General features: G+C 57.5%; 23 protein-coding genes. 8 read left to right on the top strand and 15 right to left on the bottom strand.

The genetic code is table 11. The annotated features are described in order from the left end of the window. The 8 genes from VZP09_RS01825 to VZP09_RS01790 form a co-directional block, all read right to left on the bottom strand. Positions 1-419, bottom strand: a 419-nt coding sequence (locus VZP09_RS01825) for a helix-turn-helix transcriptional regulator (protein ID WP_228744176.1), incomplete at its 3' end; no start/stop codon positions are given. Positions 420-442: 23 nt separating this feature from the next. Further along, complete coding sequence (locus VZP09_RS01820; protein ID WP_002890404.1) at positions 443-808, bottom strand: VOC family protein; 366 nt, start codon at positions 806-808, stop codon at positions 443-445. 136 nt (positions 809-944) lie between these two features. Further along, positions 945-1,916: a protein translocase subunit SecF gene (secF, locus tag VZP09_RS01815; protein WP_002890403.1), complete on the bottom strand. Its 972-nt coding sequence runs from the start codon at positions 1,914-1,916 to the stop codon at positions 945-947. Positions 1,917-1,926: 10 nt separating this feature from the next. Beyond that, complete coding sequence (secD, locus tag VZP09_RS01810; RefSeq protein WP_002890400.1) at positions 1,927-3,774, bottom strand: protein translocase subunit SecD; 1,848 nt, start codon at positions 3,772-3,774, stop codon at positions 1,927-1,929. Between the two features lie 26 nt (positions 3,775-3,800). Next, a complete protein-coding gene (gene yajC / locus VZP09_RS01805) occupies positions 3,801-4,133 on the bottom strand; it encodes a preprotein translocase subunit YajC (RefSeq protein WP_002890398.1) in 333 nt (110 codons plus the stop codon). 22 nt (positions 4,134-4,155) lie between these two features. After that, entirely contained in the window at positions 4,156-5,283 is a 1,128-nt protein-coding gene (gene tgt / locus VZP09_RS01800) for a tRNA guanosine(34) transglycosylase Tgt (RefSeq protein WP_002890395.1), read from the bottom strand. 108 nt (positions 5,284-5,391) lie between these two features. Then, a complete protein-coding gene (queA, locus tag VZP09_RS01795) occupies positions 5,392-6,456 on the bottom strand; it encodes a tRNA preQ1(34) S-adenosylmethionine ribosyltransferase-isomerase QueA (protein WP_002890390.1) in 1,065 nt (354 codons plus the stop codon). Between the two features lie 64 nt (positions 6,457-6,520). Beyond that, on the bottom strand, positions 6,521-6,637 hold the full coding sequence (locus VZP09_RS01790; RefSeq protein WP_004218831.1) for a hypothetical protein: 117 nt from the start codon (positions 6,635-6,637) through the stop codon (positions 6,521-6,523). 74 nt (positions 6,638-6,711) lie between these two features. Between VZP09_RS01790 and acpH the strand changes: the two genes are divergently transcribed. After that, positions 6,712-7,293, top strand: coding sequence for an ACP phosphodiesterase (gene acpH / locus VZP09_RS01785; RefSeq protein ID WP_004178734.1), 582 nt, complete (start codon positions 6,712-6,714; stop codon positions 7,291-7,293). A gap of 127 nt (positions 7,294-7,420) precedes the next feature. Then, positions 7,421-8,023, top strand: a complete 603-nt coding sequence (locus VZP09_RS01780) for a peroxiredoxin (RefSeq protein ID WP_328794861.1) — start codon at positions 7,421-7,423, stop codon at positions 8,021-8,023. Positions 8,024-8,146: 123 nt separating this feature from the next. Here VZP09_RS01780 and VZP09_RS01775 read toward each other — a convergent pair whose 3' ends face one another. Next, a complete protein-coding gene (locus VZP09_RS01775) occupies positions 8,147-8,314 on the bottom strand; it encodes a hypothetical protein (RefSeq protein WP_032427897.1) in 168 nt (55 codons plus the stop codon). A 55-nt stretch (positions 8,315-8,369) separates the two neighbouring features. Between VZP09_RS01775 and VZP09_RS01770 the strand changes: the two genes are divergently transcribed. The 5 genes from VZP09_RS01770 to fba all read left to right on the top strand — a co-directional run bounded on the left by VZP09_RS01770 (position 8,370) and on the right by fba (position 12,436). Then, positions 8,370-8,813: a PTS sugar transporter subunit IIA gene (locus tag VZP09_RS01770; RefSeq protein WP_002890380.1), complete on the top strand. Its 444-nt coding sequence runs from the start codon at positions 8,370-8,372 to the stop codon at positions 8,811-8,813. 5 nt (positions 8,814-8,818) lie between these two features. Next, the gene (locus tag VZP09_RS01765) at positions 8,819-9,106 is read left to right on the top strand and encodes a PTS sugar transporter subunit IIB (protein ID WP_002890376.1); all 288 of its coding nucleotides are present in this window, start codon (positions 8,819-8,821) and stop codon (positions 9,104-9,106) included. Positions 9,107-9,126: 20 nt separating this feature from the next. Beyond that, positions 9,127-10,518, top strand: a complete 1,392-nt coding sequence (locus VZP09_RS01760; protein WP_328794860.1) for a PTS ascorbate transporter subunit IIC — start codon at positions 9,127-9,129, stop codon at positions 10,516-10,518. Positions 10,519-10,583: 65 nt separating this feature from the next. After that, complete coding sequence (locus tag VZP09_RS01755; RefSeq protein WP_002890372.1) at positions 10,584-11,546, top strand: carbohydrate kinase family protein; 963 nt, start codon at positions 10,584-10,586, stop codon at positions 11,544-11,546. Between the two features lie 35 nt (positions 11,547-11,581). After that, positions 11,582-12,436 (top strand): class II fructose-1,6-bisphosphate aldolase, encoded by an 855-nt coding sequence (gene fba, locus VZP09_RS01750; protein WP_004218830.1) that lies wholly within the window; start codon positions 11,582-11,584, stop codon positions 12,434-12,436. Between the two features lie 58 nt (positions 12,437-12,494). Here the strand turns inward: fba and VZP09_RS01745 are convergent, their stop codons facing one another. The 3 genes from VZP09_RS01745 to VZP09_RS01735 all read right to left on the bottom strand — a co-directional run bounded on the left by VZP09_RS01745 (position 12,495) and on the right by VZP09_RS01735 (position 15,761). After that, positions 12,495-14,363, bottom strand: coding sequence for an amidohydrolase (locus tag VZP09_RS01745; RefSeq protein ID WP_002890368.1), 1,869 nt, complete (start codon positions 14,361-14,363; stop codon positions 12,495-12,497). Positions 14,364-14,387: 24 nt separating this feature from the next. Beyond that, positions 14,388-14,933 (bottom strand): antibiotic biosynthesis monooxygenase, encoded by a 546-nt coding sequence (locus tag VZP09_RS01740; RefSeq protein ID WP_002890365.1) that lies wholly within the window; start codon positions 14,931-14,933, stop codon positions 14,388-14,390. 186 nt (positions 14,934-15,119) lie between these two features. Then, the gene (locus VZP09_RS01735; RefSeq protein ID WP_328794859.1) at positions 15,120-15,761 is read right to left on the bottom strand and encodes a hydrolase; all 642 of its coding nucleotides are present in this window, start codon (positions 15,759-15,761) and stop codon (positions 15,120-15,122) included. A 266-nt stretch (positions 15,762-16,027) separates the two neighbouring features. Between VZP09_RS01735 and VZP09_RS01730 the strand changes: the two genes are divergently transcribed. After that, entirely contained in the window at positions 16,028-16,930 is a 903-nt protein-coding gene (locus tag VZP09_RS01730; protein WP_002890353.1) for a LysR substrate-binding domain-containing protein, read from the top strand. Here VZP09_RS01730 and malZ read toward each other — a convergent pair. The 3 genes from malZ to brnQ form a co-directional block, all read right to left on the bottom strand. Beyond that, positions 16,927-18,744: a maltodextrin glucosidase gene (gene malZ / locus VZP09_RS01725; RefSeq protein WP_058330946.1), complete on the bottom strand. Its 1,818-nt coding sequence runs from the start codon at positions 18,742-18,744 to the stop codon at positions 16,927-16,929. The two genes, VZP09_RS01730 and malZ, sit on opposite strands and share 4 nt — an antisense overlap. 151 nt (positions 18,745-18,895) lie before the next feature. Continuing rightward, complete coding sequence (gene proY, locus VZP09_RS01720) at positions 18,896-20,269, bottom strand: proline-specific permease ProY (RefSeq protein ID WP_009485323.1); 1,374 nt, start codon at positions 20,267-20,269, stop codon at positions 18,896-18,898. An 86-nt stretch (positions 20,270-20,355) separates the two neighbouring features. After that, on the bottom strand, positions 20,356-21,675 hold the full coding sequence (gene brnQ, locus VZP09_RS01715) for a branched-chain amino acid transporter carrier protein BrnQ (protein ID WP_004144627.1): 1,320 nt from the start codon (positions 21,673-21,675) through the stop codon (positions 20,356-20,358). Between the last annotated feature and the right edge of the window lie 33 nt (positions 21,676-21,708).

Here is a 21,708-nt window from a genome sequence, read left to right as displayed (position 1 = left end):
ACGTCAAAATGGGTTTTAGCATAGCGATGCGCGCCAAGGTCAGGGGCAAACAGGCGAGTCTGCTCCGCCTGGCGCCGACGCGCCTCCGGCAGGATCGCCAGCATTTTTTCCTGGGCGGACTCCAGCGACTGCGACAGCGCCTCACCGCCCCAGGTTTTTAGCAGCCGAATCGCAGCGATCAGCGCCTCGGATTCTTTGGTGGTCAGCATCAGCGGCGGCAGATCGTAGCCCGCCAGCAGCCGGTAGCCGCTGCCCGCTTCGCCCTCCACCGGTACGCCGGAGAGGGAGAGATCGCGAATATCGCGATAGACAGTACGCTCCGACACGCCCAACCGCTCCGCCAGCAGCGCGGCGGTAGTGAGCCGCCTGCCGCGCAGGATCTGCACAATCTGAAATAAACGGTCGGCGCGTCGGGTCATGTCTCACTTCACAAAAGTTAAGGTTAAGCCGGCTGGTGCAGGCCGACGCGGTTGCCCTCGCTGTCGGTAAACAGGGCGATGGTGCCAATATCATTCGGCAGCGTCAGCGGGCCGAAGACACAGGCCCCACCCGCCGAGGCAACGCGCTCCAGCGTGGCGGCAAGATGATCAGTATGCAGATAAATAATAGCGCCCTGCGCCGAGGGCGCGATACCTTCAAATTTGGCCAGCGCGCCGCCGGGGGCCGGATCCTGATGCGGGAACACCGCCAGCTCGGCGCAGTCCATGGTTTCGCGACGCAGCGACACTTGCATCACCGGCTCATAAAACGCGACGGCGCGATCCATATCGGCGACCGGAATTTCAAACCAGTTAATCACGTTGTTCATACTTCCTCCTGCTCGTTAGTGAGTTCAGAGGCAGTGTATGGGAGGGCTCCTGACAGCATACTGTCAGCAGGTTTTGTCGCGGGCAAAAAAATCCCGGCCGCAAGGGCCGGGATAGCTTTATCTCAACTGAACCGGATTACGGCAGAATAGACGGCTGATCCGCCCCTTCTTTCTCAACCTTCTGCTGGATCAGATGCTCGCGCTTCATGCCCAGCTTCAACGCCAGCGCGGAGGCGACGTAGATAGAGGAAGCCGTACCGATGGAAACACCGATCAGCATGGTCAGCGAGAAGCCTTCCAGAATCGGGCCGCCGAACAGGAACAGCATCAGGATCACCATCAAAGTGGTACCAGAGGTGATCAAGGTACGGTGCAGCGTCTGGGTCAACGACACGTTAAAGATCTCGTACGGCGTACCGCGGCGGATCTTACGGAAGTTTTCACGGATACGGTCCGATACCACGATACTGTCGTTCAGCGAGTAGCCGATAACCGACATCAACGAGGCCACGATGGTCAGGTCGATCTCGATATGGAACAGCGACAGCACGCCCATGGTGATCACCACGTCGTGCGCCAGGGCGATAACCACCCCGGCGGCCAGACGCCATTCGAAGCGGAAGCCGACGTAGATCAGGATACAGACCAGCGCCGCAATCAGCGCCAGGGCGCCGGTTTGCGCGAGGTCCGCGCCGACGCTCGGGCCGACAAACTCAATACGCTTCACTGCCGCATTCTGGCTGGTCGATTCGTTAATCACCGTCACGACCTTGCTGCCCAGCTCCTGGCTGCCGTTGGCGTCATGCACCGGCGGCATACGTACCATGATGTCGCGGCTGCTGCCAAAGTTCTGCACCTGCGGCTCTTCAAAGCCCGCTTTCTGCAGAGAATCGCGCATCTGATCCAGATCGACCGGTTTCTCAAGGGTAATTTCAATCACCGTACCGCCGGTGAAATCGAGCCCCCAGTTAAACCCGCGAACGCCGATGATGGCGATCGACACAATCAGCAGAAAACCTGAAATGCCGAAGGCCCAGTAGTCCCAGCGCATAAAGTCCCAGACTTTACGGCCGTGGTTCAATTGTTCAACAGTATATTCCTGTGCCACAACGCACTCCTCAGATAGACAGCTTTTTAACGCGCTTGCCGCCGTACAGCAGGTTCACGATGGCACGGGTGCCGACGATAGCGGTAAACATTGAGGTCGCGATACCGATACCGGTGGTAATCGCAAACCCTTTAATGGCACCGGTACCGACCGCGTACAGGATGATCACTTTGATAAGCGTCGTCACGTTGGCGTCGAAGATCGAGCTGAACGCGCCGCGATAACCTTCGTCAATCGCCTGCTGAACGGTACGCCCGTTGCTCAGCTCTTCTTTGATACGCTCGTTGATCAGAACGTTAGCATCGACCGCCACCGCCAGGGTTAACACGATACCCGCGATGCCCGGCATGGTCAGCGTCGCCCCCGGGATCAGGGACATAATGCCGACAATCAGTATCAGGTTGGCAATCAGCGCCGAGGTCGCAATCAGGCCGAACTTCTTATAGAAGAGGATCATGAACAGGATAGAGACCACCAGACCGGCCAGACAGGCTTCCAGACCCTGCTTGATGTTCTGCATTCCCAGGGTTGGGCCGATAGTCCGCTCTTCGACGATCTGAATCGGCGCAATCAGCGCGCCGGCACGCAGCAGCAGCGACAGCTGACGCGCTTCGTTCGGATTGCTGATACCGGTGATACGGAAGCTGTTACCCAGACGCGACTGGATGTTGGCGATGTTAATCACCTCTTCCTCTTTCGCCAGGATAGCGCGACCGTTAGCGTCTTTCTTACCGCTGTCTTTATACTCCACGAACAGGGTCGCCATCGGCTTGCCGATGTTGTCCTTAGTGAAGTTAGACATGATGTTCCCGCCCGCGCTGTCCAGCGAGATGTTAACCTGCGGCTGGTTGTACTCATCCATGCTGGAGGTCGAGTCGGTGATATGGTCCCCGGTCAGGATCACCCGCTTGTACAGCACTACCGGCTGCCCTTCACGCGTCTGCTTCACTTCCGAGTCGCCCGGCACGCGGCCAGAGGCGGCGGCGGACTGGTCCACGTTAGTATTGACCAGACGGAACTCGAGGGTCGCGGTCGCGCCAAGGATTTCCTTCGCACGCGCGGTATCCTGGATACCCGGCAGCTCAACCACGATGCGGTCAGCGCCCTGACGCTGAACCAGCGGCTCGGCGACGCCCAGCTGGTTCACACGGTTACGCAGGATATTAATGTTCTGCTGAACCGCGTACTCACGGGCTTCTTTCAGGCGCTCATCGGTCATCACCGCTTTCAGGCTGTTGTCACCCTGAGAGGAAATAACCAGATCGCGATGGCGAGGGCTGAGATAAGAGATAGCCTGGTCGCGCGCCGCGCTGTCGCGGAAGACGATGCTCAGACCGTAGTTGTCTTCTTTACGCACGGTCGCGTAAGGAATGCCTTTGTCGCGCAGCTCGCTGCGCAGGCTATCGATGTTCTGTTCCTGCAGTTTGCCTAACGCGGTGTCCATGTCGACTTCCATCAGGAAGTGCACGCCGCCGCGCAGATCAAGACCCAGCTTCATCGGCTCGGCATAGAGCGCCGCCAGCCAGCGTGGGGTTGCCGGAGCAAGGTTCAGCGCCACGACGTATTTGTCACCCAGCACGTTAAGCAGCGCTTCGCGCGCGCGCAGCTGGGTATCAGTGGTGTCGAAGCGCGCAAGAATAGCGCCCTCTTCCAGTGCCACAGACTTCGCGGTTATTTTTTCTTCTTGTAAAGTTTTCTGGACCTGGATCAGCGTTTGCTCACTGGCGGCGACGCCGCGCGCGCCAGTGATTTGAACAGCCGGATCCTCACCATACAGGTTGGGAAGCGCATAGATCAGGCCGACGACAATGACGACGACCAGCATGACGTACTTCCACAAAGGATAACGGTTTAACACGGCAGTTCCCTTTGGGAAAAGTTAGATTACAGCGCCTTCATGGTGCCTTTCGGCAGAACGGCAGCAACGAAGTCACGTTTGATAACCACTTCAGTGGTATCGTTCAGCGCGATAGCAATGTAGCCAGTTTCCGCTACTTTGGTCACGCGACCGACCAGACCGCCGTTGGTCAGCACTTCATCACCTTTGGCGATGGAGTTCATCAGGTTCTTATGTTCCTTGGTGCGCTTCTGCTGTGGACGCAGGATCATGAAGTAAAAAATCAGACCGAACACCACCAGCATCAGAATCAGAGACATCGGGCTGCCCTGCGCCGGTGCACCCGTTGCCGCTACCGCATCAGAAATAAAAAAGCTCATTGAAATTCCCTCATTATTAAAATTAATCAACGTTCAAAGGAGGCACGGTGCGCCCCTGACGTTGGTAAAAATCGGTCACGAAGCTCTCTAATTTACCCTCTTCGATAGCCTTGCGTAAACCAGCCATTAAACGCTGATAGTAGCGCAGGTTATGAATGGTATTGAGACGCGCGCCCAATATTTCGTTGCAACGGTCGAGGTGATGCAAGTAAGCGCGTGAATAATTGCGACATGTATAGCAATCACACTCGGCGTCCAGCGGCGCGGTATCGCTTTTGTGCTTCGCGTTGCGGATTTTCACCACGCCGTCGGTGACGAACAGGTGGCCGTTACGCGCGTTGCGCGTCGGCATGACGCAGTCGAACATATCGATACCGCGACGTACCCCTTCCACCAGATCTTCCGGCTTCCCGACGCCCATCAGGTATCGTGGTTTATCGGCCGGGATCTGCGGGCAGACGTGCTCCAGAATACGGTGCATGTCTTCCTTCGGCTCACCAACCGCCAAACCGCCGACAGCGTAGCCATCAAAGCCAATCTCTACCAGACCTTTCACCGAGATATCGCGTAAATCTTCGTAAACGCTACCCTGAATAATGCCGAACAGCGCATTTTTATTGCCAAGGCTATCGAAACGGTCGCGGCTGCGCTTCGCCCAGCGCAGAGACATCTCCATTGAGCGCTTGGCGTAATCCCAGTCCGCCGGGTACGGCGTACATTCGTCGAAGATCATCACGATGTCAGAGCCGAGATCGTACTGAATCTCCATCGATTTTTCCGGATCGAGGAAAATCGGATCGCCGTTGATCGGATTGCGGAAGTGGACGCCCTGCTCGGTGATCTTACGGATATCGCCAAGGCTGAACACCTGGAAACCGCCGGAGTCGGTCAGGATCGGTCCTTTCCACTGCATAAAATCGTGCAGATCGCCGTGCAGCTTCATGATCTCCTGACCCGGGCGCAGCCACAGGTGAAAGGTGTTGCCGAGAATAATCTGCGCGCCGGTGGCTTCCACCTCTTCCGGCGTCATCCCTTTGACGGTGCCGTAGGTGCCAACGGGCATAAAGGCCGGTGTTTCCACCACGCCGCGCTCAAACACCAGGCGACCGCGGCGGGCGCGACCGTCGGTGGTATCCAGTTCAAATTTCATGCTTGCTCCTGCGTCAGAAAAACAGTCCGACGTTTTCATACTCGCCACGGAATGATTCCGTAGCTAAAAAATGCGTTATGGCGTCTACAAGCCGGCGTACCGGCCTTTTCAGGGACGCTCAGAAATAGCCTGCGGATTGTACGTGATAAACATCGCATCCCCGTAGCTAAAAAAGCGATATTTCTGCTCAACCGCCACCTTATAGGCGTTCATGGTGTGCTGATAACCCGCAAACGCCGACACCAGCATAATCAGTGTGGATTCAGGGAGATGGAAGTTAGTCACCAGCGCATCGATCACCTGGTACTGATAACCCGGGTAGATGAAAATCTGCGTATCGTCGAAGAACGGCGCGATCAGCGCGTCTTTCGCCGCCTGCGCCGCGCTCTCCAGCGAACGTACCGAGGTGGTGCCCACCGCGATCACGCGGTTGCCGCGCGCTTTCGCCGCCAGCACCGCATCGACCACCTCCTGCGGCACTTCGGCATATTCGGAGTGCATGGTGTGCTCTTCAATGCTGTCGACGCGCACCGGCTGGAAGGTGCCCGCGCCCACATGCAGGGTGACAAACGCCATCTCAACGCCTTTGGCGCGCAGTTTGTCCAGCAGCGGTTCGTCGAAATGCAAACCGGCGGTCGGGGCGGCTACCGCGCCCGGCCTGGTGCCATAGACGGTTTGATAGAGCTCGCGGTCGGCGTCTTCGTCCGGGCGGTCAATATAGGGCGGCAGCGGCATATGGCCGATCCCGTTAAGGATCTCCAGCACCGGGCGCTCGTCGTTAAACTCCACTTCAAACAGCGCGCCATGACGCGCCAGCATCGTGGCCTTAATGCTCTCGTCATCGCCCAGCAGCAGCTCGGCGCCCGGCTTCGGCGCTTTTGAGGCGCGAATATGGGCCAGGATGCGCTTATCATCCAGCATCCGCTCCACCAGCACTTCAATCTTGCCGCCGCTGGCCTTGCGGCCGAACAGACGCGCCGGGATCACCCGGGTGTTGTTAAACACCAGCAGATCGCCGGGATTGAGCTTATCGAGGATGTCGGTGAAGGTGCCATGCGTCAGCGCGCCCGTCGGCCCGTCCAGGGAGAGCAAGCGACAGCTACTGCGCTCAGGCATCGGATAGTGGGCGATCAGAGATTCGGGTAGTTCAAAAGCAAAATCGGTAACGCGCATGACGGTAACTCAGACTGAATAAAGAGGCGGGTAGTCTAGTGCCGGGGCGGTCTGGCTGCAACCTTTACCCCTCCGGATGAATGACATAATCTATATTCCAAATCATTCCGAATGCCGCCATGCGGCAACCGAATGCCTTACCGGTGGCAAAGGTGCCGCGCGCGGCCAGACAGCATGCCATTCGGCCACCGAGGCGCCGTTCAGCGCAACATCGGTGTTTCCACCTGCCCGCTCGTATTTAAAGGATGTCGTTTTATGAATTTTCTCGCCCACCTGCACCTGGCCCATCTCGCCGACAGTTCGTTGCCCGGCAACCTGATGGCCGACTTCGTGCGCGGCAACCCGCAGGGCGACTATCCGGCGGAGATCATCGACGGCATCTTTATGCATCGGCGGATTGACGTGATGACTGACAACCTGGCGGAAGTCAAAGAGGCGCGGGAGTGGTTTCGCCCGCAGACCCGCCGCGTCGCCCCCATCACCCTCGACGTCATGTGGGATCATTTCCTGTCCCAGCACTGGGCGCAGCTCTCCCCTGACCTGCCGCTGGACGAGTTCGTACGCTACGCCGAGCGGCAGATCGTCCCCATCCTGCCCGACTCGCCGCCCCGCTTCGTCAATCTCAATCAATATCTGTGGTCGGAGCGCTGGCTGGAGCGCTATCGGGAAATGGATTTTATTCAGCGCGTGCTGAACGGCATGGCCAGCCGCCGTCCACGTCTCGAGGCGCTACGCGACTCCTGGCAGGATCTGGATACCCATTACGACCGTCTGGAGACGCAGTTCTGGCGCTTTTATCCGCAGATGATGCGCCTGGCAGAAAACAAACAGCTGTAATAGCCACGTCATTGATAGGTAAAAGCTGGCTGAACGATTGTTAGCGCCTCTTTGTGTTATTGCCGGGCAGGCTCTATACTTGCCCGCGTTGCGTTCCAAATAACCTTAGTAATTACAGGAGAATCAAATGGTTCTGGTCACTCGTCAAGCGCCGGATTTTACTGCAGCCGCTGTGCTGGGTAATGGTGAGATCGTTGAGAAATTCAATTTCAAACAGCACACCAACGGTAAACCTACCGTTCTGTTCTTCTGGCCGATGGACTTCACCTTCGTGTGCCCGTCTGAGCTGATCGCGTTCGACAAACGTTACGAAGAATTCCAGAAACGCGGCGTGGAAGTGGTTGGCGTTTCCTTCGACTCCGAGTTCGTGCACAACGCATGGCGTAACACCCCGGTAGACCAGGGCGGTATCGGCCCGGTTAAATACGCGATGGTTGCTGACATCAAACGTGAAATCCAGAAAGCTTACGGTATTGAGCATCCGGACGAAGGCGTAGCGCTGCGCGGCTCCTTCCTGATCGACGCCAACGGCATCGTTCGTCATCAGGTGGTTAACGACCTGCCGCTGGGCCGTAACATCGACGAAATGCTGCGTATGGTTGACGCCCTGCAGTTCCACGAAGAGCACGGCGAAGTCTGCCCGGCGCAGTGGGAAAAAGGAAAAGAAGGTATGGCCGCCTCTCCGGAAGGCGTTGCAAAATANCTGACCGAAAACGTTTCCAGCCTGTAATCGGCACGCGTTTTAATAAAAGGCTCGCTCAGGCGGGCCTTTTTTGTTAGCGGCGTCAAAATTTAAGAAAATGACCCGCCGATATTTGTGACCAGCGATACACTTCTGGCGAAAAAATTCGCTCTACCTCTCACTTTTTCTCTGCCAAATTTCAGCGTCAAAATACAAAGTCTTCATAACAGACTGAAAAATATATAAATTATTTATATCGTTTTCTGCCGGTACTTTGCCGTCGATGTGATCCCCATCAATATTTAAAACCGCGGATGTGATCTCATCCATCATTTTCATCAATGTATTTGGTCATGATTTAACTCAGGAACAGGAATACGTTCAGGAGCTGAGGATGGAAATTATTTTTGACCCGTCGTTAATCGCCCTTAAGCAGAATATTTCCCGTGCGGAAGAGGCCATCGAACTGGCGGGTTCATTACTTGCCAGGCGCCAGATTTGCAGCGCCGAATATGTCAACGAGATGCTGACGGTATATGAAGATTTTGGCGCCGCCATCGTGATAGATGACGGGATTGCCATGCCGCATGCCCGCCCGGAAAAAGGGGCATTACAGACCGGGTTCTCACTTGTCACCACCGCCACGCCAATCTCCTTCGGCCACGATGAGTTCGATCCGGTTTCCGTGGTCATCGCGATCGCCGGCGCCGATGCTGACAGTCATATCAAAATGATCCAACTGATAGCCTCGCTGATCGAGTCAGATATTGTGACCTTTCTTCAGCAGGAAAATGACGTTAATTCAGTCTTACATTTCATTCAAAAACAAATGGAGTAGTCATTATGTTAGTTATCAGAACGGTTTGTGGTAACGGTATTGGCAGCTCATTGATGGCTGCGAATAATGTGAAAAAGATCTGTGACGAATTAGGCATCAAAGCGGACGTCGCCTCGGTCGATTTTGCTAACGCCGTCGGGGAAAAAGCCGACCTTTACGTCACGATAAAAGAACTGGCAAATCAATTTCCGGCCCACTGTCATGTCGCCATCATTCGCAGCTACGTCCATAAAGCGAAGATCGCCGAGGATATTACCGATGCGCTGATGAAAATTGCTGCGACTCACTCTTAATCAGCATAGAGGGAACGACCATGCAGGCTATTCTTAGTTTCTTAACGGAAATATTCAGTCAACCCGCCTTTTTAATGGGGCTTATCGCCTTTGTTGGTTTAGTGGCACTGCGCTCCCCTGGCAATAAACTGCTTACCGGCACATTGAAGCCGATTTTAGGCTATTTGATGTTGAGCGCTGGGGCAGGCGTTATCGTTGCCAATCTCAATCCGCTGGGCGGTATTATCGAGGCCGGATTTAATATCCGCGGCGTTATTCCGAACAATGAAGCCATTGTCTCCGTCGCCCAGAAGATGCTGGGCGTGGAAACCATGAGTATTTTACTGTTAGGCTTTATTTTCAACCTGATTATCGCCCGCTGTACCAAGTATAAATATATCTTTCTGACCGGCCATCATTCGTTCTTTCTCGCCTGCCTGTTCTCCGCCGTTCTGCAGGCGGCGGAGTTCCAGGGCTGGATGTTGATCCTGATCGGTGGATTCCTGTTGGGCTCATGGTCGGCCATCTCCCCGGCCATCGGTCAGCGTTACACCAGGCAGGTAACCGAAGACGGCGGGATCGCCATGGGCCATTTCGGCTCTCTCGGCTACTACCTCTCGGCATGGATCGCCAGCCGGACCGGCAATCCGGCAAATTCCTTCGCCGATACCGAAATTTCAGAAAAGTGGGGCTTTCTGCGCGATACCACGGTCACCACCGGTATCGTGATGTTTGTTATCTACTTTGTCTGCAGCGCTGTCGCCGGGTCGGCGTACCTGAGCACCATCACCGACCAAAACATGCTGATCTTCTCGGTGCTGACCGGTCTGCAGTTCGCCGTTGGCGTAGCCATTGTCTATAACGGCGTGCGGCTGATCCTCGGCGATCTGGTGCCGGCGTTCCAGGGCATCAGCCAGAAGCTGATCCCGGACTCCATCCCGGCCGTTGACTGCGCGGTGTTCTTCACCTTTAGCCCCACCGCGGTGGTAGTGGGATTCATCAGCTCCTTTGTGGGCGGGCTGGTCGGGATGCTCTTGCTCGGCGGGCTGGGCATGGCGCTGATTATTCCCGGCATGGTGCCGCACTTCTTCTGCGGCGGCACGTCCGGCGTCTTCGCCGACAAACTGGGCGGTAAGCGCGGATGTATCATCGCCTCCTTTATCGGCGGGATCTTCCTCGCCTTCCTGCCGGCGATGCTGCTGCNGGCGCTCGGCAACCTCGGGTTTGAAAACAGCACCTTCGCCGATTTCGACTTCGCGGTATGGGGCATCATTATCGGGAATGCGTTCACCCAGTTTGGTCAGATCACTATCTATCTGATTTGTCTGGCGCTGCTCGTCGCGCTGCTGGCGCCTTTCTGCTTCCGTCACGTCCAGGTGGTGGGCAACACGCTCAGCTATGAGGAGCTGACGGCGAAGCAGAAAAATGAATAAGCGAGGTCATTTTTCCCGGCGGGAGGGCCACGCTTTCCGCCGCTGACAAATAATCAGGAGTGGTTATGGCTATTTTGTCCATTGGATTTGCTTGTTTCGATCAGTTTTTCTTTCTCAATGAATGGCCCCAGGAGAATACCAAAAACTTTTGTCATGATTTTATTGAAAGCGGCGGCGGTCCGGCGGCCAATGCGGCCTGGCTGCTGGGATTATGGGGCGAGGAGGTTTATTACATTGGTCATCTGCAGCAGGACCTTTACGGTCAGCGCATTATCGATGAGTTTGCCGAGGCGGGGGTGGATACCAGCCAGGTGGTTTTCTCCGATGACATGATCACCCCGCTGGCCTCGGTGCTGGTCAATCGCTTAACGGGTTCGCGGACGATTATTACCCGCAAGATGCAAACGCCGCCTTCCCTGACCTACGAGCAAAAGCTCAAACTGGACGACCTCGCCGAGCGACTGATTGCCAGCGAGGAGCCGGTCACCATTTTAATTGACGGNCATGAGGCGGAAATCAGTGAATATTTAATTAAGAAACTGCCCAACGCCAGGGTCGTGATGGACGGCGGGTCACTGCGCGCCAGCAATATTAAACTGGCGGCCTGGACTGACTATTTTGTAGTGAGCGAACATTTCGCCCGCGATTATATGAGCTATCGCTCGCTGAGCACCGAAGCAGAAATTAAAGCGGCCCTGATTGAGTTGAATAAAATTTGCCGCGGTGAAGCATTTATTACCCTTGGCGAAAAAGGCTGCGCTTTTTTAAAAAGCGGTATGCTGCAGATCGTCCCGTCCTGGCTGTGCAATGCCGTTGATACCACCGGCGCCGGGGATGTATTTCACGGCGCCTTCACCTATGGCGTCCATTACTCATGGCATATCGATAACATTATTTTATTTGCCAGCCTGACCGCCGCCATTTCTATTGAGAAAAAAGGGGTTCGGGAATCGATGCCGGACCTGGCGGTCGTCCACCACTCGTTAAATAGCTACGAGAGAAACTTAACGCAATATTTTGAAGAATAACTGCATTTAATAAATATCAAGAGGTGAATATGTTAGTGTCGATGAAGGACATGCTTCAGCATGCCCTGCGGGACGGCTACGCCGTCGGTCAGTTCAACATTAATAATCTGGAATGGGTCGGCGCCGTATTAAGCACCGCCCAGCAGTGCCGCTCACCGGTTATTTTGGGGGTGTCCGGCGGCACGGTTAAGCATATGCTCGGGTTAAAATGTATTCATGACATCGTGGTTAACGCCATGGAGTATTTGCATATTGATGTTCCGGTGGCGCTGCATCTGGATCATGGCACCTCCCGGGAGGCCTGCGAAGCGGCGATCGCCGCCGGCTTCAGTTCCATTATGTTTGATGGCTCGCATCTGCCGTTCAGGGAAAACCTGGCCATTACTCGCCACCTGGTGACGCTGGCCCACAGCAAAGGTATCTCTGTGGAGGCCGAACTGGGGACCATCGCCGGCAGTGAAGACGGCATTGTCAATTCCGAAGTCATCTACGCCGATCCGCAGGAGTGCTACACCCTGGTGACAGAAACCCAGGTGGATTGCCTCGCCGCCGCGCTGGGCTCCACCCATGGTCTGTATAAAGGTAAAGCCCGGCTGGGATTTACCGAGATGAAAGCCATTGCCGAGCAGGTGAAGGTTCCGCTGGTGCTGCATGGCGGCACCGGAATTGCCGATGAGGATATGCGCCGGGCGATTGCCTGCGGCACCGCCAAGATTAACGTTAATACCGAAAATATGTACGCCTGGTGCCAACAGGTGAAAGCAATTTTCGCCGCCGACACCGGGCACGATGTGAACGATCCGCGGAAAGTCATCGCCCAGGGACTGCAGCCGGTACGCGAGATGATTGCCCGCCGCATGGCGCTCTTTGGCTCAGAGCAGCGCTATTGACGCCGGGCCTGCGGCTGAAACCACCGCCCCGACGCTGCCGGGGCGGTGGTTTCAGGTATCAAAAAGCAAAGCAGGAACAGCCCAGCACGCCCCAGAAGGCCTGCTCGTCAGAGACCGGAATCGACGACTTACGCGCAATATCATGCTGATGGCCGTGGACGCCACAGCTACCGCAGCACTGGTGCATCTGCACCATGGCGCCGATTTTAGCCGTCGCCGGCGGAGCGGAACGGTAATGGCCCGGGACCTTCACCACCGGCGACCACTCCGGCAGCACCGGGATCGGCGGCGGCGCCAGCGGCGAGAAGTGACCGGCGGCGTACACCACTTTGCCGTCAACCACCGTCAGCACCGACTCAATGCCTTTGATCTCCTCTTCCGCGACGCTGAAGTAGTCTTTCGACAGCACCACCAGATCGGCAAGCTGACCGGCGGCCAGACGGCCTTTCTTGCCCTGCTCGCTGGAGAACCAGGCACTGCCCGCCGTCCACAGCTCCAGCGCGACATCGCGCGGCAGGCGGTTGGCGTCGTCATACATCGCCATCCCGCCAACGGTGCGCCCGGAGACCAGCCAGTACAGCGCGGTCCACGGGTTATAGCTGGCGACGCGGGTCGCATCGGTGCCCAGCCCCACCGGCACGTCCAGCGCCAGCATCTTTGCTACCGGCGGGGTATGTTTCACCGCCTCTTTGCCGTAGCGATCGACAAAATATTCGCCCTGGAAGGCCATCCGATGCTGCACCGCAATACCGCCCCCCAGCGCCTTCACCCGCTCAATGTTACGCTCGGTAATGGTCTCGGCATGATCGAAGAACCAGTGCAGGCCATTAAACGGGATATCGCGGTTCACCTTCTCAAACACGTCCAGCATCCGGCTGATGGACTCATCGTAGGTGGCATGCAGGCGGAACGGCCAGCGATGCTCCACCAGATGGCGTACCACCCGCTCCAGCTCATCCTCCATGCCTTGCGGCAGATCCGGCCGCGGCTGCAGGAAATCTTCAAAATCCGCCGCCGAAAATACCAGCATCTCGCCGGCGCCGTTGGCGCGATAGAAGTCAGTCCCCTGCCCCGGCTTCAGCATGTCGGTCCAGCGTTCGAAATCCTCCAGCTCCTGCTTCGGCCGCTGAGTAAACAGGTTGTAGGCGATGCGCACGGTCATCTGATCTTTCGCGTGCAGCTGTTCGATAATTTCGTAATCTTCCGGATAGTTCTGGAAGCCGCCTCCGGCGTCGATGGCGCTGGTCAGCCCCAGTCGGTTCAGCTCGCGCATAAATTGACGGGTGGAGTTCACCTGCAGATCCAGCGGCAGCTTCGGCCCCTTGGCCAGCGTAGCGTAAAGGATCATGGCGTTCGGTTTGGCGATCAGCATCCCGGTCGGGTTGCCGTGGCTATCGCGGACGATCTCGCCGCCCGCCGGATCCGGCGTCTCTTTGGTATATCCCACGGCTTTCAGCGCCGCACGGTTCAACAGCGCGCGATCGTAGAGATGGAGCACAAACACCGGCGTATCAGGCGCCGCCTCGTTCAGCTCTTCCAGGGTCGGCATCCGCCGTTCAGCGAACTGAAATTCGCTCCAGCCGCCGACCACCCGCACCCACTGCGGGGACGGCGTGCGATCCGCCTGATCCTTCAGCATTCGCAGGGCATCCGCCAGCGAGGGGACGCCCTCCCAGCGGAGCTCAAGGTTGTAGTTCAACCCACCGCGGATCAGGTGCAGGTGAGAATCGTTGAGGCCCGGGATCACCGTATGCCCTTTGAGATCGACGATTTGCGTCCCCTCGGCGGCAAAGCTCATGATCCGATCGTGACTTCCGGTGGCAACAATTTTTCCGTCGGCGATGGCCACGGCTTCCGCCAGGGGATTCGCACGATCGAGGGTATGAATCTGACCGTGGGTCAGAATCAGTGTGGCAGTTTGCGACATAACGCACTCCTTGAGGAGGCTGACTCAGTTTTTCTTCAACCAGCCAGCAAACAGGCGGGTCACGATGGGCATCCAGAACCAGACCACCAGCGCAACCACGCAGGCATCATTGATGAGGTGCAGCAGCAGGCTCCCCTTAAGCGACGGCAGCAGCATGCCGGTCACCGCAGGCACCAGGTTGGTGCTGGGGAAAATCACCAGCAGGGTGATCAGAAACTGTTTCCAGCGCCGCGGCTGGCGTACGTTCACCGTCGGCGGGGTAAACCAGAAGGCCGGTTCAGTCCGCACCTCAGTCCGATCGCCTTCCGTCAGCAGTGGGGCAATCTCAGCCACCAGTTGCCGACGGGTTTCCGACTGCGTCCAGGCGTAGAGGTGCTCCAGGGTATCGAAGCGGATTATGACGCTCCACAGATTCTGCCCTGCGGCGGGCCGGATCACATTCGCCCCAAGATGGCCGGGAAATTCTGCCGCAATGGGCATAATTTTACCGAGCCACTCTTCGTAGCGCTGGCTGTGTTGCGGATCGAGCAGATGGCTGATAACCAGGGTCACCGATTTTTGCTGCGCCATGACGAGTTCCTTGCTTCAGGGAAATGGCCGGTTTTCTCCTGCCACTCTCCATAAATGATCTGACACAACATCCTTCATGCTGCGTTGAAGCGGCAGGCGGGCACGTCCCCGTGAACTTGAATAAATTCAGTAGCTGGGGACGGACAAACGCAGCCAACAACGCAGCAGCCTGAAGGATGGAGTGATTTACGCTTTACGCTCCGGCGCGCCATGCACCATGGTATAAGCGTAATCCACGCCCATCCCGTAGGCGCCGCTGTGTTCGCGCACCAGGTCCATTACCGCATCGTAGGTCGCTTTGCGCGACCAGTCGCGCTGGTACTCCAGCAGCACCTGCTGCCAGGTCACCGGCACCGCCCCCGCCTGCACCATCCGGTCAATAGACCGCTCATGGGCGTCGACAGAGGTGCCGCCGGAGGTATCCGTCACTACATAGACCTCGTAGCCCGCCTCCAGCGCCATCAACGCCGGGAAGGTCAGGCAGACTTCGGTCCACAGAGCGGAGATCACCAGCTTTTTACGGCCGGTCGCTTTCACCGCTGCCACAAACGCATCGTCTTCCCAGGAGTTCATGGAGGTACGTTCAATCGGCTTGACGTCAGGATGCACGGCCAANAATTNCGGCCAGATATAGCCGCTAAAGCTTTTGGTCTCTACGGAGGTATAAATCACCGGTACATTAAAAATTTTGCCCGCTTTCGCCAGCGCCACGGTGTTATTTTTCAGGGTCTGGCGATCGATATTCGCCACGCCAAAGGACATTTGCGGCTGATGGTCAATAAAGATAAGCGCGGAATTAGTGGGATCGAGCAGTTCACGAATAGACATTAAATACCTTCTTAATCAATTAGTTAAAAAGATGACATGATGATTAATGCGTCGTGTGGATCCTGACTGATAAAGCATGGTGAGTATAGCCAGTTATTTCTAACAAGTTATTAAGGATTTTTTATGGTTTATATTTTTTGCCGCGACCAGGATTTATACACGCCTGTTTTAATCAAATTTTTACGCCAAACTGTTCTGATTTATTCACTGGCTTTGATTATTGCGCTTAGGTACAACAGAGAAAACAAATTAATGGATAGCTTCATATGCGCGTAAACTTTGATGTTTTGATGATCCTTGATGCCCTTGACCGCCACGGATCCTTCGCCACCGCCGCCGAGTCGCTGTATAAAACCCCCGCCGCTCTGAGCTATATGATCCAGAAGCTGGAGAGCGATCTGAACATCGTGCTGTTGGATCGTTCCGGCCATCGGGCAAAATTTACCGATACCGGGCGGCTGATGCTGGAGAAGGGGCGACAGCTTTTAAGTGCCGCCAGAGATCTGGAAAAGCAGGCCCAGCAGCTGAGCGCGGGTTGGGAGCGAGAGCTAGCCATCGCCCTTGACGCCTCATTTCCCTTTTCGGCTCTGCTGCCGCTGATCGCCGAGTTTTACGCGCAAAACCCACAGACGCGACTGAACTTCAGCCATCACACCCTCGCCGGTTCGTGGGAAGAGCTGACCCATCATGGGGCGGATATTATCCTCGGCGCCATCAATGAGCCGCCCACCTCCGCGGAGTGGTCATGGCAAACCCTCGGCGCGTTGGATAACATCTTCGTCGTCGCCCCCCATCACCCGCTGGCTCAGGCGAAGGAGCCACTGGCCAATAAACAGCTCAGCCAGCATCGGGCCATCGTGATCCGCGACAGCGCCCGCTATTGCCATCCGCTCAACAGCAATCTCCTCGACGAGCAGCCGCAAATCGGCGTCGATGATTTCGCCAGTAAAGTCGAACTATTGTGCGCCGGGCTGGGCTGCGGCTTTCTGCCGCGCCATATCGCTCGCCCGTGGCTGGTAAAAGGCAGTCTGGTGGAGAAGAGCGTCGCCTGCTGGCGGGAAAAGGATATTACCTATATGGCCTGGCGCAGCGGGAATGATGGGCTGGCTCAGCGCTGGTGGCGGGAGGCGCTCCTCCGCGGCGACCTGCTGAGCCAGCTCTACCATTAACGGCCGGACCAGACGTTGGCGGAGATGGCCGGGAGGGTCAGCACCCCGTCCTGGAAGGCGCCGGCGCCCTCCTGCAGCGTCCACCCGGCCACGTTCAGCAGCGGGGAATCTTCAATAACCACCTCGCAGGCTTCCCCGCGGTTAATCGCCACCAGCACCCGCTGCTGTTTGTAGACACGGACAAACACCACCACGTTATCCTCGGCGTAAATCACCTGACAGCCGCCGTAGCGCAGCGCCTGGTGGGCCTTACGCAGTTTCGCCATCCGCTGATACAACGCCAGCAGCTGGGTATCCTGCAGCGCCGGATCCCACGGGAACGGTTTGCGGCAGAACGGATCGTTATTGCCATCCACGCCCACCTCGTCGCCATAGTAGATGCACGGTACCCCCGGCCAGCTGAACAGCCACACCACCGCCAGCGGCAGGCGCGCTACGTCTTTGCCAAGAAGAGATTTAAAACGCGCCGTATCATGGCTGTCGAGCTGGTTGAACATCCGCAGCTGCTGCTGATGCGACAGCCCGGCGCGATAATTATCCATCCACGCCATACAGGTCTGGGCGTCTATTTTCTGCGGATCGTAAGAAATATCGGTATTAGCGAGGAATCCCCAGATCGGGAAGGTGAAGCCGCGATAGTTCATCGCCGCGTCTTCGGCATCCGCCTGCAGCCACTGGCGCGCGTCGCCAAAATGTTCGCCAAAGACAAAAGCTTCCGGCTGCGCTTGCTTCGCTGCCTGGGTAATGCCGGCGATATGCTGCAGGTTATTCCGCGCCCCGCCGCCTTCGCCCAGCATATGCACCACGTCAAGACGCCAGCCGTCCATGCTCCATGGCGCCTTCAGCCAGTGGCGTACGATACTGTCTTCACCGGCATAGATCTCGTTGACCAGGCTGGTCGACCGATAGTCGAGCTTCGGCAGACTGGCATAGCCCAGCCAGTTGTGCGCCTGCCCCTCCTCTGAGAAGGTAAACCAGTCGCGCCACGGGGAGTCCGGATCGTGGCCAGCGCCGCCGCTGCCCTGCTGGTGACGGTCGAACCAGGGATGGGAATCGCCGGTATGGTTGAACACGCCGTCGAGGATCATGCGCATTCCCGCCCGCTGGGTGTTGTGGCGCAGCCGGAGCAGCGCCGCGTCGCCGCCAAACTGCGGATCGACGCGCCGATAATCCTCGGTATCGTATTTATGCACGCTGGGGGCGGCGAAAACCGGGTTCAGATACAGAGCGGTTACGCCGAGCTGCTTCAGGTAGGGAAGTTTTTCGCTGATGCCGTCGAGATCCCCGCCGTAGAACGTCGACCCGCCCGCCTCGCCGGTAAGCGGGTCGTCCCACGCCTTGCGCACAATCTCCCGTCCCGCCGCGTGATGGTAATAGACCGCATCCTGGTCGGCGACACGCGCGGCGCTGCGGGCAAAGCGATCGGGGAAAATTTGATAGAACACCTGATCGGCCACCCACTGCGGGCCGGCGTCCGGCAGGTCAATGGCGAACTGCTCCAGTCGGGCCGGCGGGAATCGGGTGAAGCCTTGTGGCGTAAACCAGCGCTGATGGTCGGCCCACAGCAGCTTAAAGCTGTAGCGGCGGCGCGGCTGGCCGCTGGCGAGAGAGATTTCGCCGCGCCATGCCACCACGCCTGGCTGCGGCGCCTGGCGGAGCCGCTGCATCGGCAGCGACAGCTCTTCGTTATCCTCTTCCGCGCGCAGCGTGATCCGCTGCGGCAGCGACTCACCGCTTAACCACAGAGTAATAAACAGTCGGTCCTGTTGCACCTTGATAAAGGGTGCAACCGGAAGGTGCCATGCCTTCAACATCGTGAATCCTCATTGTGCAGAATGGGCACACCTTGCCATAGCCGCCGGGCGCAGAACTCATCATCTCAGAACTTTTTGGGGGAGGATAACGGGGGAGGACGCGGGACCGCAAGCCGCCCCGGTCGCGCGATGCTGACCGGGGCGATGTCGATTACTGAGCCTGCGCCAGGCGGCGCTCACGGCGGGTCTTAAAGACCCAGCCGAGCAGCAACAGCGCAATCCACGCCATACCGACGTACAGCGAGATGCGGGTGTCCGGATGATAGCCGATAAGGGCGATAATAAAGGCCAGGAACAGCAGGCCGATCACCGTGGTCAACACCCCGCCAGGGACTTTGAATTTCAGCGCCTTAACCTCTTCGGGCGACAGACGGCGGCGGAAGGCTATCTGTGACAGCAGGATCATAATCCACACCCACACCGTGGCGAAGGTGGCCAGGGAGGCGATCACCAGGAAAACGTTCTCCGGCATGATGTAATTTAGGTATACCGCAAACAGCAGCGCAATGGTCATCACCATCACCGTCACCCACGGAATACCGCGACGCGACGTTTTAGCGAACACCTTCGGCGCGCTGCCCTGCTCAGCCATGCCGTGCAGCATACGGCCCACGCCGAACACGTCGGAGTTAATCGCCGACAGCGAAGCCGTCAGGACCACGAAGTTAAGAATACTGGCCGCGAAGGTAATGCCCAGATGCTGGAAGGTCAGGACGAAGGGGCTGCCGTCGGTTCCCACCTGATTCCACGGGTAGATGGACATAATGACGAACAGCGTGCCGACGTAGAACACCAGAATGCGCATCGGCACCGAGTTGATGGCGCGCGGAATGGATTTCTCCGGGTCCTTCGCCTCACCGGCGGTAATGCCGATGATTTCGATGCCGCCGTAAGCGAACATCACCATCTGCAGCGACATCACCATTCCCAGCCAGCCGTTGCTGAAGAAGCCGCCGTTGCTCCACAGGTTATGAATCCCCGTCGGCTGGCCGCCGTTGCCGATCCCCCAGATAATGATGCCGAACCCGGCGAGGATCATGATGATAATGGTGGCCACTTTGAAGAACGAGAACCAGAACTCNAGCTCGCCAAACACCTTGACGCTCATCAGGTTGACGGCGCAGATGATCAGCACCACGCTGAGCACCCAGATCCAGTGCGGCACCGTCGGGAACCAGACGCCCATGTAGATGCCGAAGGCGGTAACGTCGGCGATGGCGACGATCAGGATTTCAAAGCAGTAGGTCCAGCCGGTGATATAGCCCGCCAGTCCGCCGAGGTTTTCCTGGGCATAGCGGGAGAATGAGCTGGCGGCAGGGTTATGCACCGACATCTCACCGAGCGCCCGCATAATGATATATGCCGCGACGCCGCCGATAATGTAGGCCAACAGTACGCTGGGTCCGGCCATTTTAATGGCGTCGGCCGAGCCGTAAAAAAGCCCGGTGCCGATGGCGGAACCCAGGGCCATAAAGCGAATGTGCCGGGTGCTTAGCCCGCGCTTAAGCTTGTTACTACTTTCCATCGTGGTTTTTCAATGCCGTTTAACACAAAAAATAAAAAACCACGGAACCCGAAGTCCCGTGGTTAAACGCTTGTCCTCACCGCCGGTTAATGCGCGCTGGAAGTCACCTGACGTCCGGCTGCGCGATCCCAGATCACCGCGAGAATGGTCATCACGGCGGTGGGCATCAGCCAGGCCAGGCCCTGCTCCGCCAGCGGCAGACGCGCGGTCCAGTCCGGCAGAATCGCGGCAAATGCCGATGACTTAATCCCGTCAATGATACCAAACATCAGGCTGATAAACATGGCCGGCGCGATAACGCGGGACGAATTATGCCACCAACTGCGGGTAAAGCTTAATACAACCAGTGCGATACACGGCGGATAGATAGCGGTCAGCACCGGAATCGATACCTGGATCAGATGGCTAAGGCCCAAATTGGAGACCGCCATGGAGAACAGGCCGAGAACAAAGACCAGCGTGCGATAGGAGAACGGCAGATACTGGGCAAAGAACTCAGCGCAGGCGCAGGTCAGGCCCACCGCCGTCACCAGGCAAGCGATGAAGATCAGCGCCGCCAGCAGGAAACTGCCCGCCCCGCCGAAGGTGTGCTGCACGTAGGCATGGAGGATCGCCGCGCCGTTGGCGGACTGATCCACGAGAGTAGCGCTGTCAGAGCCCAGACGGAACAGCGCCAGATACAGCAGGGTCAGGCCGACGCCCGCCATCAGGCCAGCCCAGACGGTATAACGGGTCAACAGACGCGCTTCGCTGACGCCGCGTGAGCGAGCGGCATTAACAATCACGATGCCAAATACCATCGCGCCGAGGGTATCCATGGTCAGGTAGCCGTTGACGAAGCCATTGGAGAATGGCGCCGTACGATACGCTTCCAGCGCGTCGCTGATCGGGCCCGCTGGCCAGATGATGGCGGCGACCGCCAGCACAATCAGGGCGATAATTTTCAGCGGCGCAAGGAAATTGCCCACGGTGTCCAGCAGTTTGCCCGGATAGAGGGAGACCAGAATCACCAGCGCGAAGTAAATAACGCTGTAGATCAGCAGCGGCAGCGGGCCGTCGCCGGTCAGCGGCGCAATACCGACCTCAAAGGAGACGGTCGCGGTACGCGGCGTCGCGAACAGCGGTCCTACCGCGAGATAGCACACCACCGCCAGCAGGATACCGGCCACTTTACCAATCGGGGTGCTCAGGCTTTCAACGCCGCCGCCGACTTTCGCCAGCGCCACCACCGTCAGCACCGGCAGACCCACCGCAGTGATCAGGAAGCCGATCGCCGCCGTCCAGACGTGCTCGCCCGCCTGTAAGCCAACCATCGGAGGGAAAATAATGTTGCCTGCGCCAACGAACAACGCGAAGGTCATAAAGCCCAACGCTATGATGTCGCGAGATTTTAACTGATGGGTCATAAATTCATTACTGCCTGTGGATGTGGTGTTGTA

This window comes from Klebsiella sp. EMBS2024 (assembly GCF_036233805.1).
Classification (GTDB): domain Bacteria; phylum Pseudomonadota; class Gammaproteobacteria; order Enterobacterales; family Enterobacteriaceae; genus Klebsiella; species Klebsiella pneumoniae.
The sequence above is the reverse complement of the archived record's forward strand: the minus strand, read 5'-3'. Positions and strand labels throughout refer to the sequence as shown.

Coding starts and splice junctions, on each gene's coding strand:
- VZP09_RS01820 (WP_002890404.1), bottom strand. CDS start 808: ATGAACAACGTGATTAACTGGTTTGAAATTCCGGTCGCCGATATGGAT.
- yajC (WP_002890398.1), bottom strand. CDS start 4,133: ATGAGCTTTTTTATTTCTGATGCGGTAGCGGCAACGGGTGCACCGGCG.
- tgt (WP_002890395.1), bottom strand. CDS start 5,283: ATGAAATTTGAACTGGATACCACCGACGGTCGCGCCCGCCGCGGTCGC.
- queA (WP_002890390.1), bottom strand. CDS start 6,456: ATGCGCGTTACCGATTTTGCTTTTGAACTACCCGAATCTCTGATCGCC.
- VZP09_RS01790 (WP_004218831.1), bottom strand. CDS start 6,637: ATGGCATGCTGTCTGGCCGCGCGCGGCACCTTTGCCACCGGTAAGGCA.
- acpH (WP_004178734.1), top strand. CDS start 6,712: ATGAATTTTCTCGCCCACCTGCACCTGGCCCATCTCGCCGACAGTTCG.
- VZP09_RS01775 (WP_032427897.1), bottom strand. CDS start 8,314: ATGAAAATGATGGATGAGATCACATCCGCGGTTTTAAATATTGATGGG.
- VZP09_RS01770 (WP_002890380.1), top strand. CDS start 8,370: ATGGAAATTATTTTTGACCCGTCGTTAATCGCCCTTAAGCAGAATATT.
- VZP09_RS01765 (WP_002890376.1), top strand. CDS start 8,819: ATGTTAGTTATCAGAACGGTTTGTGGTAACGGTATTGGCAGCTCATTG.
- VZP09_RS01745 (WP_002890368.1), bottom strand. CDS start 14,363: ATGTCGCAAACTGCCACACTGATTCTGACCCACGGTCAGATTCATACC.
- VZP09_RS01740 (WP_002890365.1), bottom strand. CDS start 14,933: ATGGCGCAGCAAAAATCGGTGACCCTGGTTATCAGCCATCTGCTCGAT.
- VZP09_RS01730 (WP_002890353.1), top strand. CDS start 16,028: ATGCGCGTAAACTTTGATGTTTTGATGATCCTTGATGCCCTTGACCGC.
- malZ (WP_058330946.1), bottom strand. CDS start 18,744: ATGTTGAAGGCATGGCACCTTCCGGTTGCACCCTTTATCAAGGTGCAA.
- brnQ (WP_004144627.1), bottom strand. CDS start 21,675: ATGACCCATCAGTTAAAATCTCGCGACATCATAGCGTTGGGCTTTATG.